Source organism: Pseudoalteromonas sp. SR45-6 (assembly GCF_014163545.1).
Taxonomy (GTDB): domain Bacteria; phylum Pseudomonadota; class Gammaproteobacteria; order Enterobacterales; family Alteromonadaceae; genus Pseudoalteromonas; species Pseudoalteromonas rhizosphaerae.
On record NZ_JACJDM010000008.1, the window covers coordinates 22,843 to 39,201 of the forward strand.

The window sequence follows — 16,359 nt, forward strand, 5'->3', positions numbered from 1 at the left end:
TTTTACCAAGGCATCTTATTTTTACTAGAAAGGAAAACACTACCTTCTCTATGACTTAGGGGTAATTCGGCAAGAGAGTTCACTTTTTTCCAATCATTTTTTTGAAGAAAAATATTTAAGCCGACTTGTAAACTGTAGTCGAAAATAGTTTTTGCATTTTTTTCGCCATTAATTTCCATCATAAAATCAATTTTTAAAGCGTCCTCCGAAGAAATTGAAGTTAATACATCTGCTTCTTGACCTTCAATATCAATTTTAATTAAGTCAAATTCTTTAGCTATATTACCTATGTTATTAACTTTAACTTCAAATTTATCTAGCTCTCCATAGGGATTACTTTTTGCGCCGCTCAAATGACTTCCAGTTAAGTTTCCACATACTCGTGTAAATTCAGCTTTGCCATCAAAACTTGCCGCGGCTTCATTTATTGGCTTAATCTTTTTACAATTATTTAATTCTAGGTTTTGTTTTAAAACGCGGAATGTTTCAGGGTCCGCTTCAAAACATGTAACTTGATAATCTAATAAGCTCAGCACTATTGAATGCAGACCGATATTAGCGCCAAGATCTAACACATTCTTATAGTTATTTTTATTTTTCAAGTAAAAGCTTAAAATGATTAGCTCATCAATACCAAACAAATGAGTCGTATTAATATTGCCCATATCGTAATACGGAAGAGAAAATGTAATATTATCCGTTAATAAAAATGTTGGTGTTGATGTCGTGTTATAAGCGCTGGCAATTACTTTTGATAGTTTTTTGTTAAGAAGCTGGTAATCACTGCTTGATTGTACGTGTGATTGTGTATTCCTAGCTAGCATAACCAGCTCTTGGTGTAAGTTTATCATTATAGATTTTCCTTCAAACTGGGTATAAGCATAGCTTTTTTTTGTTTTATGTAAGCAAGTTCAGGGCTCATATTCTCTAATGGATTGCCATACTTGATAATCGGTTCATATCTAAAGTTTGGGTTAATTACTAATTCGATAAGCTTTGGCCCTTCTTGATCCATGCGAAGGTGTAAACGTTCTACTAATAATTTTAATTGCTCATTATTTTCAACTTTTTCAGAGTCGATCCCATAAGCTTTAGCAACTTCAGAAAAATTTATGTGAGGCAAGCCATTATTACAATCAGCAGAAAAATAATTTGAGTCTAGCCAATCATCTTGGGTTTGTTTTATCATACAATGACCACTATTGTTAAATACAATAATAATGACTGGAAGTTTCAAGTGATTTAACGTTGAAAGTTCTTGGATATTCATTTGCAAACCACCATCGCCAACTATACAAAATACTTCTTTTTCTTTTGCTAGGGCAACACCAATCGATGCAGGTAAAGCATAGCCCATGGGGGTATTATTATATGAAGAAATATACTGCTGGCCTTTTTTCTCTTTACCGTAGACAAGAGTTAAAGGTAAGCAAGTACCTGTATCCACACATATATTTTGGTCATCACAGAAAGCACCACTAAACAACTCAACAGCTAAATATGGGTTTACACCACCGTAATTATATTCAGGTATGTAGTTAAACTCTTGTGTGACATCCGTAATATAATTTAGCCACACATCGTTATTTTTAAATATTTCAATTAAATCTTCACAATGCAGTGAAAAAGCATCTAAAAAAACTTGTACAGATACAGGAAATTGATAGTTGATTACTTTGCCTAATTGGGCAAATTTCTCTATTTCGTTATGGTCAATATCCACCATTGCGATTTTAGCTTCACGTGCAAAGGTATCTAATTTTGCTGTGGCTTTTGAATCTAGTCTGCACCCAATAGAAATGATAAAATCGCAATTTTGTAAAACGATATTATTCCCACGTAAAGAATGAGTTCCAAAATTCCCTAGATTTAGCTCGTCATCATGATTTGCAATCCCTTTGAGCGGCCAAGTCGATAGAAAGGGGATTTTTAGTTTTGTTGCAAGTGAAATTAACCGTTCTGCTGAGTTATGGCACCCAGCACCAAGAATAAATAAAGGTTTTTTCGCTTGTTTTAATGACACTATGAAGTTATTAAATATGTTTTCTTGAATTACTTTATGGTTTACAGTTGATTGATTAAAAGCTTCAAATGGTATTTTTTTTATATCTAATATCTCTCGCTGAAAGTCATCAGGAATATCTATTAACACAGGCCCTGGCCGGCCACTTAATGCTGCTTTTATAGCTTCAGGTAATACAGTGATAATGTCATTAGGTCTTTTTAATTGTATTGCGTACTTTGTTATTGGCTTTGCCATAGAAACAATATCGGTTTCTTGGAAACCATATTGGCGAACCCCTAATTTATGCGATTGCCTAAATGAAGCTACATTTCCAGTTATATGTAAAGTAGCTACAGAGTCAAAGTAGGAGCTTGCGATACCTGTTAATAAATTTGTAGCGCCTGGGCCTGATGTGGCTATAGTCACGCCTAGTACATGGTGTGTTTTTGCATAACTATCAGCAGCCATCGCACATGATTGCTCATGTTGCATTGCAATAGCTGAAAGCGAAGGGTGTTTTTCAATTGAGTCAATTAAATGTAAAGCAGCACCGCCTTGCAGAACAAATACATGCTTGATATCTAATTGAGCAAGGTAAGATGCAATATAATCCGTTAGTTTCATTTATGTATGCTCTTTATTGAGTCTACGCAATTTGTAGATATTTGGGTTTTCAAGAGACTCCAAAAAATCCTCATGAAAAATTTCTTTGGATGCAATGCTATAGTTTCGTCCACTAAACTTACTATTTGCATTATCAAGAAGAAAAATTAAGGAGTCGATGACCAGTTGCATAGACACAAAGTCATTTTCCTCATATCTTCTGGCTGTTTCCTTATATGCTTCCGGCACTATTTCTTTTGCGTGGAGTGTTTGTTGGTGAATAGGTGTATCTACCCAGCCAGGACCAACATTTAGAAAGATTAAATCGGGATATTCAGCAGCTAAAACTTCAGTCATTTTTATTAATGCTACTTTCGCATTTATATAAGAGTTGAACTTCGTCGGGGCGCTATTGACGCCTCCGCCAGCAAAAGTCAGGATTTTGCAGTTTGATTTCATTTTTAGAACTGCTGAACTTAACACTTGCACTATAGATAAGTAATTAATTCTATATGCATTTTCCCAATCGTCATAAGAGCAATCTGATAGAGAACCGATTGGCTCGAGTGTGCCATGAACAAAAATTATACTATCATATATTGAAAAGTTCGTTTTATGGCACCAATCGTCAACGTTTTTTTGTGAGCTAAAATCAACTTTTGTTAGTTCAGCAAAATCTAAGTTTGATTTTCGCCCTCGATAAGTACCGTGAATAATCGTATTTTGGCTTAAGCGCTCAGCAAGTGCTTGCCCAATACCACTATTTATTCCTGTAATTAATACTCGATTCATTAAAACGGGCCTTTAAACCAGTTACCAGGAACATCGTGAGGAAATTCTACATCTTCGGTCATAAATATTTCCCTATCAAGGAGTTCAGATACAGCTTTAGTAATCTCAGTTCTGGTTTTGTAGTATTTTTTTGTTAATCCAAAGCTCGTAGGTTCAGGGTAAGAGGGGAGTGCTATTCGTTTTATTGGTTTTTTTAAGGAAGTAAAGCATGCTTCATATATTTTTGCTGAAATTTCACTAGAGACAGAAAATGAGTTATGTCCTATATCAGTGCATATGCAGGTTTGAGTCTTATTGACAGAGTTATAAATAGTTTGCCAATCAATATTTGTCGGTTCAGATACCTCAATTACCTCGCAGTTAACACCTTGTTTTTTTAGGAAGTTGTGGCAGTGTATGGCTTCTAGGAGCATATAGCTATTAGCGATGATAGTGACATCTTCACCTTCTTTGATGACTCTCGTTGTTTGCATGTTTGAGTTGTAATCGACGCACGTTTCTTTGTCGATGTTTTGGTTATGCAGCCATCGATGTTCAAGGAAAATAGTTGGATTATTATCCATTATACTTTGATAAAGTAGCTGTCCTACATTATCAGTTAAGCTTGGAGTAACAACTTTAAGTCCAGGGATATGTGCAAACCATGATTGCAAGCTTTGTTGATGAGTGGGTCCTTGACCCCAACCCCTACCTATGATTAAACGTATTGTTAAAGGTACAGTCATTTGCCCATTAAACATGTAGTGCCACTTAGCGGCATTATTTACAAGTTGGTCCATGGCAAGCAAGAAAAAATCGACTCGTTGATGGGTCATTAATACACGTGTGCCAGTAATAGCTGCGCCAATCCCTACACCCGTCATTGCATTTTCAGATGTTGGCATATCAAAGACACGGTCTGAGCCAAACTTTGATTGTAAGCCTGTAGTTGTACCAAAAATAGCTTTTGGATCATTAATACCTAATCCCATACAAATCATGCTATCGTCTTCAGCCATGGCACAGTGCTGTGCTTGGTTTATTTCTTCAGCGAATGTTGTTGTTTTATTTTGCATAAAGAAACTCTTCGTTTAACTGTGGATTTGGAAAAGGGCTATTTTCAGCAAAAAGAAAAGCATCTTCTATTTCATTTTTTATTTTGATAATCATTTCGTTATGAGTTTTCTCGAAATGTTGATCTGCTGATAGTTCCGCGAATAATAATTTTAACGGATCTTTTTCAAGCCATGTTTTGACTTCACCTGCGGCTCTGTAGTTTAAGTCATCATCAAAATTAGGACCGCAATGCTCTCTGTGACGATATGTATCAAGCTCTAAGAGTGCTGGGGCATTATTCTTTCTAATATATTCAATAGCACTCTCAACGGCATGGGTTAGTGGTATTAAAAGATTTCCATCAGCGTGAAAGCTTTCAACTCCAATTGATTGCGATAAATCCGTAATGCTTCTATTAACCGGCTGGCGAACTTCTAATGGGCTATACACTGAATAGCGGTTATTCTCACATATGAATAATATAGGAAGAGATTTAACTGCTGCAAAATTTAACGACTCGTAAAAAGCGCCTTCTTCCGTTGCACCGTCACCAAAATAACTTACGGTCAAAAAATTGCTATTTTGTAGTTTTTGACTTAGCGCACTGCCAACCGCCAGTGGTATACTATTACCCACAATTGCAGTGCTAGCTATAAAACCGCAATCCAAGTCTGTTAAGTGCATAGAGCCACCTCTGCCACCTGTGCAGCCTGTCGCCTTGCCATATAATTCAGCTATCATTTTCTTTAATGATCCGCCTTTGGCTAGATAGTGGGCATGTGCTCTATGTGAACTGAAAGCCTTATCATCTTTAGATAAAAAATTAGAAACAACAACAGGTACTAGCTCTTGACCTATTGACAGATGTGTTGGGCATCTCATTTCTTGCTCAGGGTAGCGTAAGGCTATCATTTCTTCTATTTTTCGAATTCTTAATGATTCGAAATATGCATCAAGTTTTTTCATTAGGGTATAAACCAATAAAAATCGCCAGTGTAGCCTGTATCTTTGAAAAACTCTTTCCACTGATCAACATGCATCATTGTTTTGGCTGTTAGATTCCAGGCTTCCATGCGTTCTTTTTCTTGTTCATTTCTATATGCATCAACAGTAATAAATGCTTTAGCTTTAGAAACTCGCTCTATTTCTTGCAGTGCTTTTGCACAATTATTAAGATCTAAATTATGAATAGTGTTAATTGATATTACAGTATCAAAACTATTGTCTTCGAAAGGTAATTTAGTAGCGCAACCTTGTTGTAATAAGTGCTTTACTTCCTGTTTGGCATTGTCTAATGCGTAATGGGATATATCTATTCCACTCAATATCATTGTTGGTAGCTGTTGTAAAATATCATAAAGCATAAATCCTTTTGCACAGCCTACGTCTAATAAACTGCTATTTTCTTGCAGGCCAAAGTGCGTAATAAAGTCAGGCACGACTGGCTGCCAAAACCGTGAATGATAGTTAAAACCACCATAGCCGTGCTCTCTATCACCATCAAAGAATTCCTCGTCAAATTGGCGCGCTATAGCTCTAACTGCTTCACTTTTGGCTTCTAATCTACCAGAAAGATCACGCTTAGACTTAGGGTAATTTTTTAGTAAATCTATTTCTTGTCCTATCATGATTACCTCAAGGTTTGTGAATATAGTCATGTTCTTGCTTGGCGAGTACATCTAAATTTTGCTTCATCCAATAAATTGTTCGTTCTAAGCCGTTTTCTAATGAAATAGAATCTTGCCAATTTAGCTCGGAGCGAATTTTTTTTGTGTCTAATAAATATGCTGCATCTTTTCCTAATCGATCTTCAGTCGATTGGCACACTTGTTCAAATGGGAGCTTAAGCATATTGCAGATTGTTTCAACGAGTACTCGAATAGAGATCATTTTATCTGTTGAAATATGGTAAATATCACCATTTTTACCCTTTTCGCCAATAAGTTGTGTCGCTGAAGATACATCGTCAATATGTATAAATGATCGTGTTGAATGCCCTCCGCCATGCAGCTGCAATTTTTTGCCTAGTAAGGCATATAAAATAGTACGAGGGATTATGCGATAAAGCTGTTGGCCTTCGCCATAAACATTGGCAGCTCGTGTAAATACCACTGGAAAGTTATAAACATCTGCGAATGTATGTAGACTCATATCTGCTGCAGCACGGGAGACTGCATAAGGTGTACTGGGTTGGTAATTAGTATGCTCTGGTACTAATCCGTTACAACTACCATACACTTCGGGTGTTGATATATGGATATATTTTTCAAGGAAATCTAATTGTCGGAGAGAATTGTGTAACTTTATCGTTGAAACAGTGTTAGTCATAAACCAATGTTCAGGATGTTGCCAGCTTTGACCAACCATGCTTTGTGCAGCAAAGTTATAAATTTTTTTAATTTTTTTCTGTTTAACAATATCAATAATTTTTTGCAGATGATGATTTATATCCAGTTGGCTAAATTGCAATTTATCTGCATTTTTTTGCCAACTATATGGTAGTAATGCTGAATTAGGTTCTGATGAGCGACTAACAGCAACAATTTGCTGATCATTTTTTAGCATATGCGCACAAAATGATGCCCCTGAAAATGAATTGCTTCCTAAAACTAAAATTGATGAGTCATTCATAGTTTAGATTGCCGCCTTATTTATTTTATTCTCAAGAAGAGAAAATTGAGTTTGAATATTTTCAAATGAATCATCCATCCATGCATTTATTTGAAATTCATTATCATTAAAGTAATGATTTTTTCCAACTTCAAAGCCGTGCATGTTATTTGTTCTGTCTGATAGATTTGGAATATCATTCGAACACCATCTAAAAATGATTGAGCGAGCCCCTTCAAGATAGCTAATCGGATAAAGAGGACCACTGTCAACACCCATATTTATATACGCTTCATGGTATAAGGCGAGCCTGATACTTAAATCTACAGCTGCAAGGGGATACGTTGTAAGCGATTGATATTTTTCTTCAAGGGGCTCACTTACTTTATAAGTATCTCTAATAATTAGCGGAAAGTATTCATTGAGGTCTAGTGATAATGCAAAATCAAGCCATGCCGTTGTATTGCTATTTCTGTGCTCGGAATTTGCCCAATATTCTCTCAATGTAATTGTTATTAGCTTTTTTTTGCCCACGTTATGTCTTATGAAGTCATTAACAATAGTATAAGCTTGTTGTGGAGGTGCTAAGTTACTTAATTTAATATTTTGCTCGGCATAAGATTTTAATAATTTAAAATCTCCAGCTGCTTGTCTAGGGTTTTGAAAGTAGTTATTTGGATATATGCTAGGGTTCAAGCTTTTATAGTATACAAGGCTACTTTGCGAAATCGGCTGATCAATACCTATGCATGAGGCAAGACAATTAAACATGGGTTTAATAACCTTTTCGATACGCCATTTAGCATCAACGTTATCGTGATATACATTTAATCCTGGAGTATCGTCACTATGGCTAGGGATAATTACAAATTGAATATTTTTTTTATTTTGTTTTTTTCGTTCTATTTCAGCTAAAACGATAAAAGTAGTTACATCAAAGCAGGGCAAATTATAAGAGAGATCATAAAAAGCATATAACGTTGATTTAGTATCAATAGCAAATTGCATTTGTATACAAGGAATGAGCTTACCGCTCATGTGGTTAAAAAAAGAACATTGATTAGTGGTAATACCAATTTTATTTAAAGATTGTAAGATATCAAAGACAAATTCAGAACAAATTACTACTTGGAGCGTTTGTTTTTTTTCTAGTTTTGATAATTCTTCTAATGATTTTGCAGGCGTGCCTTTGTATGATTCGCCACCATTTGTACAAGCAAAAATATTATTGTCAGTATTATATTCTGATCGGATAAACATTTCTGTTGAGGCTGTAATTCCGTAGACAATGGTGGTCATTAATTAGCCTCACGTAATGCATTGTATAGAGCTTTCATTAAGATATGCCCGACAATAACTTGAGTATCTTCTGATATCTGCATATCTTGGACTTCGAAATGGAAAACTTGGTCAAGCATCGGCTTAACTTTACCGCCAGAAAATCCTAAAATGCCCACTGTTTTCATGCCAATGTCGAGTGCTTGTTGAGTCGCTCTAATTATATTTTCAGAGTTACCGCTACCAGATAAAACAAGTAAAATATCATTGCTGTTTGCTTTAACTTTTAGCTGATGTGCAAAAATATTTTCATAACCAATGTCATTGCCTAGGCAAGTTAAAACAGAGCTGTTTGCTGGTAATGCTTCAACTTTTAATGCATTACCTTCTGGGCTAATACCAAATGTAAAGTCATTTGCAAGGTGGATTGCATTTGCTGCTGAGCCGCCATTGCCACATAAATATAAAGTGCCGTTATTTGCCTTCATAGTAAGTAAGGTATCAACAAGACTCTTAACTTGTTCACTATCTAACTGTTTTAATACATCCGTTAGGGTGTTCACATAGTTTGTTGTCAGTTTTTTCACTGAATCCTTGGCTATAGTGGTTGCAGATTGGTTGTTAGTCATAAAACTTCTCTTTGCATCCATTTAAGGTTGTAAAAATGGTCTTCATCTTTAAGTAAGTCTTGTTTGTAAGCTGTAATAATTTCGGTAATGGCTGTGTCGACATTTTTATTGGGTGTAAAACCGCTAGATAGTAACTTATCTGAATTAATACGGTAACAACGAGGGTCATTTGAAGGAGTAACCTCAATCTCACATGCTATTTTAGCCTGTACCATTTTTGCTATATCCATAATTGAGATATTTTCAAACCCTGCATTAAAGACACCAGAGACTTTCTCTGGATTATCCAGCATATAAATATAGAGATCAGTAATATCGTCAATATGAATATTTGGTCTGACTTGATCGCCGCCAAACACTGTGATTTTTCCATTTTTTAGAGCTTGCATTGTCAGCATATTGACAGAAACATCTAAGCGCATTCGTTTAGATAAACCGCATACAGTTGCTGGGCGTACAATTTGTACCGCCATGTCGTCGGCATAACTAAGAAGTACACGCTCTGCAACCATTTTCGTTTTGTTGTATTCAGAAATAGGCTCAAGCGTTAAGTCCTCAGTTACTTGCTCTTCATCTTTAACGCCGTATACGCTACCCGATGACGCATAAATAAACTGTTTTATTCCACAGCGCTTTGCTTTATCGGCTAAGCGCATAGTTGCTAACGCACTCACTTCCCATGTTAATTTAGGGTTTAAATCACCACAGGGATCGTTTGCGATAGAAGCAAGATGAATAATAGAATCCACACCGTCTAAGTTAATCGTATCAGTGTCGCGTACGTCACCTTTAATGACTGAGAGGTTGTCATGAGAGGGCAAAAAATTACCAAACCATTGGATGTCAAACGCGATTACGCGATGGCCTAAAGCCAGTAGTTTTGGAACCAGTACAGTTCCTTTATAGCCAGTTGCACCGGTAACTAATATTGTTTTTGGATTCATTTAATATTCTCTAATTCTTTGGTAGTCATAAATATAATGTTCAATGACATACAATTATTATGCCTAACTTAAGTAGATTTTTGCTCTACATGTTTATTTATATCGGTGATGTGAGGGTTTTCCTTTAATGTTTTTATTAAATCATTATAGGAAAAATCTACTTTATTCAAAAAATGCTCATAAACAGCGGTAATTGCTTTGTAATCGTCTGGTTCATCAAGTGTTAGGCGAAAGTGGCTATAATCTTCATACGCACTGAATGTGTGAGTCGTTATAGTATTAAATTTTGCCATGCCTAACGTAACATGCTCACGATCGTCCGGTGATGTTGCTTTTAGATGGGTATTCTCTAGTAAATCAAATGAAAATGCGCAGCAGTCAAGTCCTCTAGGGTAACCACTATGAGGACCTAAATTAACCATGTCATAGGTTTGAGTCACTCTTTCATTAATCACTTTGTTACATAGCTCTTCATCAATCAGTGGACAATCACTCGTTAGCCTAACTATGGTTGTAGATGATTGAGCATTATAATGTTTAGCAGCCAGATAATAGCGGCTTAGTACGTCTTGTGTATCCCCTTGGTAGGTTTTAATATTCAGCTGTGTGCATAAATCCAAGATAGGCTGCTCAGTGCCATCATTAGTTGTTGCGACAATGATTTGATCGTGCCAGTTTGGTAAGCGTTCAAGCATAATTTGTAACACTGGTTTGCCACACAGCGGCAACATCACTTTGGCAGGCAATCTGGTTGATGTCATACGTGCTTGAATTATTATTAATACATCAGACATGGTCACTGGTAATCGTAATTATTATTGAGATAAATATAGCAAATCATTACACTCTTGCACATAACTTAAAAGTTAAAATCCTTTTGGATCAATATAGTTTATCAAATTGTAAGCTATTGTAGATAATTAGGTATGAAATTTGCTTTGATTTAATGATTTTTTGACAGTGCAATTTAAGGGGCGCAAATGGCGTTTAATTCTGAAATTACCATCGATGGTAGAAAAATTGGGCCAGGTCATCCTGTGTATATTATTGCCGAAATGTCAGCAAACCATGGTCAAAATTTAGAGCAGGCGAAAGCGTTAGTTAGAGCCGCAAAAGAGGCCGGAGCTGATGCGATAAAGTTACAAACTTACCGCGCAGATACTTTAACAATGGATTGTAAATTACCGCATTTTGAAGCAACAGGTCCATGGCAAGGACAATATTTATATGATTTATACGAAGGGGCATATATGCCATGGGATTTTCACGCCCCTTTAATTCAGCTGGCGAATGAAATCGGTATCACTATTTTTTCTTCACCATTTGATGATTCTGCAGTCGATTTATTGGAATCTTTTGATTCACCTGCATATAAAATAGCTTCGCCAGAGTTGATCGATCATGACCTCATTCGAAAAGTTGCTGCGACTGGAAAGCCGGTGATTATGTCAACAGGTGGAGCAACGCTTGCTGAGATTGACGAAGCTGTGAAAGTTGCTCACCAAGCAGGAGTAACAGATTTAGCTATATTGAAATGTACAAGTAGCTACCCAGCTCCCCCGCAAAGCATTAATTTAAAAACAATCCCTCATTTAGCAGATGTTTTTAAAGTACCAATAGGCTTATCGGATCACACATTAGGTAACCATATACCTGTCGCCTCTGTAGCTATGGGGGCGACAATTATAGAAAAGCATTTTGTGATGAGTAAAGAAGATGAAACGGCTGATAGCTTTTTTTCCATGACACCAGATGAACTTGAAGATTTAGTTCAAGGAGTTAGGCAAGTTGAGTTGGCTATTGGCAGTGTACATTTCCCTAGTGAGCCCAGTAAAGCAAGGCGTTGCCTATTTGCAGTGAGGGATATTGCTGCTGGTGAAGTTTTGAACAAAGAGAATGTGGTCAATCTAAGGCCTGGTGTAGGTGAGCTGATGCCAAAGGATTTAGGATTTATAACGGGCAGACTCGCAACGAAAGCGATTAAAAAAGGTATGCCTTTGACTTGGCATCACGTTGGAGCGATTAAATGAACTATCTAATTTACGGAGCGGGTCATTTTGGAGAATGTTTTTATAGAATTTTAGTAAAGCAAAAGCTACAAGTTAATGGGTGGATCGATCAACGTTTAGTTAGCCAGATGAAGTATAATTTACCTATTTTTGATGAGCATACAGCTGATCGTAATATGACAGTCATTGTTGCTGTAACGCCGTTAGTTAACTCTAATAGAGGGCAAATCAAAGAGCGCCTACAAGAGCTCGGTTATAATAATGTTCTTGGCTTTTTTGAGGCTGCACGAGAGTTCCCAGAAGTGTTTAAGGAATATGCACAGCTAGAGCATTTATGGATGCGCACAAGTCATCATGATATGTTGAATTTACCAAGTATTAAGTGGTTACGAGCGCGTTTGGGGGATGATAAAAGTAAAAATATATTAGATAAATTGTGTGCTTTTAGGGCATCCCTTTCTATTGATGACTACCCTGAACCGGATAGAAAAATTGAGTACTTCCCAGATGATATACCTTTCAATTTTCAATCACCAATTCGTTTTATCGATTGTGGTGCTTATACTGGGGATACAGTAGAGGCGTTTGTAGAACTTCATAAAAAAAATATTATAACACTTGAGCATATTTCCTCATTTGAACCCGATACAAATAATTATCAAACACTTACAAATACACAAAACAGGCTAAAGAAAAATAATCCTGAAATTTCTTTTCAAGCATTCCCTTCGGGGGTTTGGAAATGTGTTGATTTACTTAATTTTAATCAAGGGCAAACAAGCTCCAGCAATATTATACAAAGTGAAGTTATAAATGATTCTTCAGTATCTGTTGTTGATTTAGACTCAACTTGTCAAGCTATGGATATAAACTATATAAAAATGGACATAGAGGGGGCCGAATTAGCTGCTCTTGAAGGTGCCAAAAGTTTAATTCAAACCCAACAGCCTGTGCTAGCTATTTGTGTTTACCATAAACCGAAAGATTTATGGGAACTCCCTCAATTTATCGATCAATTGCAGCCTAATTACGATATGTATTTACGAGTACATGAACATTTAGGGTTAAGCACCGTTTTGTATTGTATTCCAAAAGGTTCTCATTAATGAAAAATCAACTTATTAACTTTTTATATCAGTTTTTTACAGACAGAGGTTGCGCTGTTGATATTGATAATATTTTAGAGCTTTCATTCAAGGATGATATAGCTTTGGATTCATTTGAGATTCTGACATTAGTAATGCAGATTGAATTGACTTTCGGTATAAAAATTGAACCTCAGGAATTGCTTGATCCAAAGACGAATTATGTGAGTGGATTTGTTGATATGGTTATGGCAAAGCAATAATTATGTTTGCAATTCGTATCACTAATAAGCAAGACAATGGCATTGGTCATTTAATGCGAATGAAACATTTGGCTTCTGCATTAAAACAGCATCAATTAGGTGTCCACATAATTCTTGATGATTTATGTCAGTTTAGCCAAACGCTGTATGCAGATTTTAAAGTGGCTGATGTTCATTGGCAAAATTATGAAGAGGACGCACTTTTAACAATTAATTATATGCATCAGAATAGTTTATCGCATTTAATAGTTGATAGTTATACTTTACCGCATGAATACGAGCAGTTGATAAAGAAATCCGGTTTTACCTTAACCGTTATTGATGATAACGAGCGACAACATACTTGCGATTTTTTGATTGATTATAAATGGGTAGGACCGAATACAAAGAGCCGTTATGAATCGCTAGTACCGACTGATTGCGTTCGTCTTTTAGGCCCGAATTATTGTATTTTAGATCCCACATATCGTACCGTTGAAAAGCACTCTTCGGAGTCAGATCTTCCCGTTCGAGTTTTATTTTCATTAGGTGGCGGTGGTGATCTTTTTATTCTAAAAAGAATCTTTGATGGATTACCAAGAGCCATTCAAGCAAATGTTCTTTTTGATATAGTGGTAGGTCCCTATGCAACGAATAAAGATACTATGTATGCTATTGGGCAAGAGTTTCCAAATATTAATATTTTAGAGAATGTAACTTGCCTGAAAGAGTATTATGAAAGAGCCTCACTTTTTGTGGGTGCATTAGGCACCTCTTTTTATGAATGTGCTGCGACTAAAACACCAGCGATTACTTTTTCTCTTGAGGATAACCAGACTAATGATATTGATATCTTGGAGTGGTTAGGTCACTACCTCCATATTAATGATGTTTCTATTGATGATTTTTTGCGATTAGGAGAGTTAATTGATATCGCTCTTAGTCAATTACCAAGATTACAATTGCTGGTAGCCAAAAGAAAAGTATCGGTTGATGGCGAGGGGGCACGGCGAATAGCTAAAGCTCTTGTCGGTGAGAAGATATCAACAAATTGTTTTGCTATTGCTGAGCAGCACTGCGAAGTAAAGACTGAATTAACAGATAATTTGGTTGTTTGCCAAGTTGATGATACCCATATAAATAGTTATTTATCGGCTAGAAACTTACCTAGCAATAGCGTGAGAATGACTGTGCAGAATGCTATTAAGCCATTGGAACATTATTTATGGTGGTTTAATCAATCACGTTTTAACTTTGTGATTACAGAGCGAGAAGGCAGTAGGCAATCTCAAAGTTTGTATATCTGGCATAATTTATATAAAGATAAGTATTTATATGGCGGCTGGTTTTCTTGTAATCAAGATCTTTCCTTGCCCATAGCTATGATCGCCTTACAATGGCAACTTGAGTTTTGTAAAGCGAGTCATCCCAATGCTATTTGGCTTGCGGTGATCCACAAAGACAACAAATTTGTAAATTTGCTAAATAGCTATATGGGATTTGTGGCAATACCAATACATTCAAAAGAATATAAAGTAACGCAACAGTTATTTCCTTTGGCCGATGAGCAGTTTAATTTTGTAATGTGGGACCCAAATGCACAATAAAAATATATACCAGCTTGTTCAATCACATACGGTTACTCAACCTGAGAAAATTGCGTGTATATATCAACAGACCCAAATTAACTACCAACAACTAATAAATAAGGTTGATTCTTTAGCTGCTGGCCTGACTCAGTTAGGAATTAAGCAAGGACATAAAGTTGCGTTATTTTGTCCAAATAACCTCGAGTTTACATATTGTTTATTAGCTGCGGCTAAACTGGGTATTGCGCTTGCGCCATTACCACTAACTCTTAAAGGACAGGCTTTATCAAAAGCGTTACAAGTAGCTGATTGCGAGTATGCTATAGCATGGATAAGTGTGGCTGAACAACTTGTTAATAATGATGTTTTAGCTACCGACAATATAATTACGATAGGTGGCAATAGTGATAACTTGATTGATTTGGTCAATGTAATGTCTGCATCCACGGCGCAATATGATGAGTTTCCAGTAGAAAATATCAATTTACCTTATATTCTTACCATGACTTCAGGTTCTACTGGTCAACCTAAGCCAATAGTATTTACTCAAGCGACTAAAATTGTTCGCGCATTTGATGCGACGGCTCAGTATTACCAATTAGATAAAAGCGATGTTGTGTTGGTTTCAACACCTTTATATCATTCACTTGCACAGCGCTCTTTACTGATGCCACTAATGTTGGGCGCAAGTGTAGTTATTTTACCCAAGTTTTCAGTTAATGCTTGGCTTGATGCAATCAATACTCATAAAATTAGTTTTTTATTTGCTGTTTCAAGTCAACTAAAGGCCTTGATCCCAGAGTTAGCAAAAGCGCAGTTAACAAGCTTGAAGTGTGTTGTATCATCTTCTGCAACGCTTGAAAGCGACGACAAAAAGTCACTGTTATTAGCCTTGAATTGCCGTTTTCATGAATGTTATGGGGCATCAGAAATGGGGGTGATCAGTGATTTTGATATAACCGAGCCGAATGTACCGATCAATAGTGTAGGTAAGCCTTTACCAAATCTGAAAATAAAAATATGTGATGCTGAACGTAATACTTTGTCTAATGGTAATATCGGTGAAATAGCTTGTCGCTCACCAACTGCGTTTGCACAATATTATAACTTACCAGAGCAAACTGCGCAGAGTTACGACAGTGATGGTTATTTTTTTACTGGTGACCTTGGTTATTTGGATGATGATAATTATCTTTATTATGTTGGTCGAACAAAAGAAGTTATTAAATCGGGCGGGATCAATGTTTACCCGAGCGATATTGAGTTGGTAACTAATTACTTACCTTGGATTGCTGAGTGTGCGGCTTTTGGAGTAAGTGATGATAAATTTGGAGAAGTCATTTTATTATCTTTTGTTTGTAATGATACTGCGCCAGTGAATGCAAAAATGCAGTTGCAAATGCATTTATTCAAAGAACTTACTGACTATCAGCAACCGCGAATTTTGTTTGAGATGAAAAGACTGCCAAAAACCGAAATGGGTAAAATCCATAAACCGAGTATCAAGCAGGCATATCTAGAGAGTTGTAATTAAGCGT

At 36.3% G+C, this 16,359-nt stretch carries 16 protein-coding genes; 5 read left to right on the plus strand and 11 right to left on the minus strand.

What is annotated here, in order from left to right; translation table 11 throughout:
- Window positions 1–2: 2 nt before the first annotated feature.
- The 11 genes from H5158_RS05735 to H5158_RS05785 form a co-directional block, all read right to left on the minus strand.
- Entirely contained in the window at window positions 3–851 is an 849-nt protein-coding gene (locus H5158_RS05735; RefSeq protein WP_145239468.1) for an FkbM family methyltransferase, read from the minus strand.
- Window positions 851–2,629 carry a thiamine pyrophosphate-binding protein gene (locus tag H5158_RS05740; RefSeq protein WP_076923528.1) on the minus strand — a complete coding sequence of 593 codons (1,779 nt, stop codon included), beginning with the start codon at window positions 2,627–2,629 and terminating at the stop codon, window positions 851–853. Before H5158_RS05740 ends, H5158_RS05735 begins: the two co-directional genes overlap by 1 nt.
- Window positions 2,630–3,400, minus strand: coding sequence for an SDR family oxidoreductase (locus H5158_RS05745; protein ID WP_145239465.1), 771 nt, complete (start codon window positions 3,398–3,400; stop codon window positions 2,630–2,632).
- The gene (locus tag H5158_RS05750; protein WP_076923526.1) at window positions 3,400–4,455 is read right to left on the minus strand and encodes an alpha-ketoacid dehydrogenase subunit beta; all 1,056 of its coding nucleotides are present in this window, start codon (window positions 4,453–4,455) and stop codon (window positions 3,400–3,402) included. Before H5158_RS05750 ends, H5158_RS05745 begins: the two co-directional genes overlap by 1 nt.
- Window positions 4,445–5,401, minus strand: coding sequence for a thiamine pyrophosphate-dependent dehydrogenase E1 component subunit alpha (locus tag H5158_RS05755; RefSeq protein ID WP_169019240.1), 957 nt, complete (start codon window positions 5,399–5,401; stop codon window positions 4,445–4,447). The genes H5158_RS05750 and H5158_RS05755 overlap by 11 nt, the downstream gene beginning before the upstream one ends.
- Window positions 5,401–6,093, minus strand: a complete 693-nt coding sequence (locus H5158_RS05760) for a class I SAM-dependent methyltransferase (protein WP_259399423.1) — start codon at window positions 6,091–6,093, stop codon at window positions 5,401–5,403. The genes H5158_RS05755 and H5158_RS05760 overlap by 1 nt, the downstream gene beginning before the upstream one ends.
- The gene (locus H5158_RS05765) at window positions 6,071–7,066 is read right to left on the minus strand and encodes a GDP-mannose 4,6-dehydratase (protein ID WP_182739661.1); all 996 of its coding nucleotides are present in this window, start codon (window positions 7,064–7,066) and stop codon (window positions 6,071–6,073) included. The genes H5158_RS05760 and H5158_RS05765 overlap by 23 nt, the downstream gene beginning before the upstream one ends.
- A gap of 3 nt (window positions 7,067–7,069) precedes the next feature.
- Window positions 7,070–8,344: a hypothetical protein gene (locus H5158_RS05770; protein WP_182739662.1), complete on the minus strand. Its 1,275-nt coding sequence runs from the start codon at window positions 8,342–8,344 to the stop codon at window positions 7,070–7,072.
- Complete coding sequence (locus H5158_RS05775; protein WP_182718193.1) at window positions 8,344–8,952, minus strand: SIS domain-containing protein; 609 nt, start codon at window positions 8,950–8,952, stop codon at window positions 8,344–8,346. The genes H5158_RS05770 and H5158_RS05775 overlap by 1 nt, the downstream gene beginning before the upstream one ends.
- Window positions 8,949–9,896, minus strand: coding sequence for an NAD(P)-dependent oxidoreductase (locus H5158_RS05780; RefSeq protein WP_182718192.1), 948 nt, complete (start codon window positions 9,894–9,896; stop codon window positions 8,949–8,951). Before H5158_RS05780 ends, H5158_RS05775 begins: the two co-directional genes overlap by 4 nt.
- A gap of 68 nt (window positions 9,897–9,964) precedes the next feature.
- Complete coding sequence (locus tag H5158_RS05785) at window positions 9,965–10,690, minus strand: cytidylyltransferase domain-containing protein (protein WP_076923520.1); 726 nt, start codon at window positions 10,688–10,690, stop codon at window positions 9,965–9,967.
- A 186-nt stretch (window positions 10,691–10,876) separates the two neighbouring features.
- Between H5158_RS05785 and pseI the strand changes: the two genes are divergently transcribed.
- Genes pseI through H5158_RS05810 form a run of 5 tightly spaced genes read left to right on the plus strand, consistent with a single transcriptional unit; the run spans window position 10,877 to window position 16,355 of the window.
- Entirely contained in the window at window positions 10,877–11,926 is a 1,050-nt protein-coding gene (gene pseI / locus H5158_RS05790) for a pseudaminic acid synthase (RefSeq protein ID WP_182718191.1), read from the plus strand.
- A complete protein-coding gene (locus H5158_RS05795; RefSeq protein ID WP_182718190.1) occupies window positions 11,923–13,011 on the plus strand; it encodes an FkbM family methyltransferase in 1,089 nt (362 codons plus the stop codon). Before pseI ends, H5158_RS05795 begins: the two co-directional genes overlap by 4 nt.
- Window positions 13,011–13,253, plus strand: a complete 243-nt coding sequence (locus H5158_RS05800) for an acyl carrier protein (RefSeq protein ID WP_076923517.1) — start codon at window positions 13,011–13,013, stop codon at window positions 13,251–13,253. Before H5158_RS05795 ends, H5158_RS05800 begins: the two co-directional genes overlap by 1 nt.
- A 2-nt stretch (window positions 13,254–13,255) precedes the next feature.
- Window positions 13,256–14,839 carry a hypothetical protein gene (locus H5158_RS05805; protein ID WP_182718189.1) on the plus strand — a complete coding sequence of 528 codons (1,584 nt, stop codon included), beginning with the start codon at window positions 13,256–13,258 and terminating at the stop codon, window positions 14,837–14,839.
- A complete protein-coding gene (locus H5158_RS05810; protein WP_182718188.1) occupies window positions 14,829–16,355 on the plus strand; it encodes a class I adenylate-forming enzyme family protein in 1,527 nt (508 codons plus the stop codon). The genes H5158_RS05805 and H5158_RS05810 overlap by 11 nt, the downstream gene beginning before the upstream one ends.
- The last annotated feature ends 4 nt before the right edge of the window (window positions 16,356–16,359 follow it).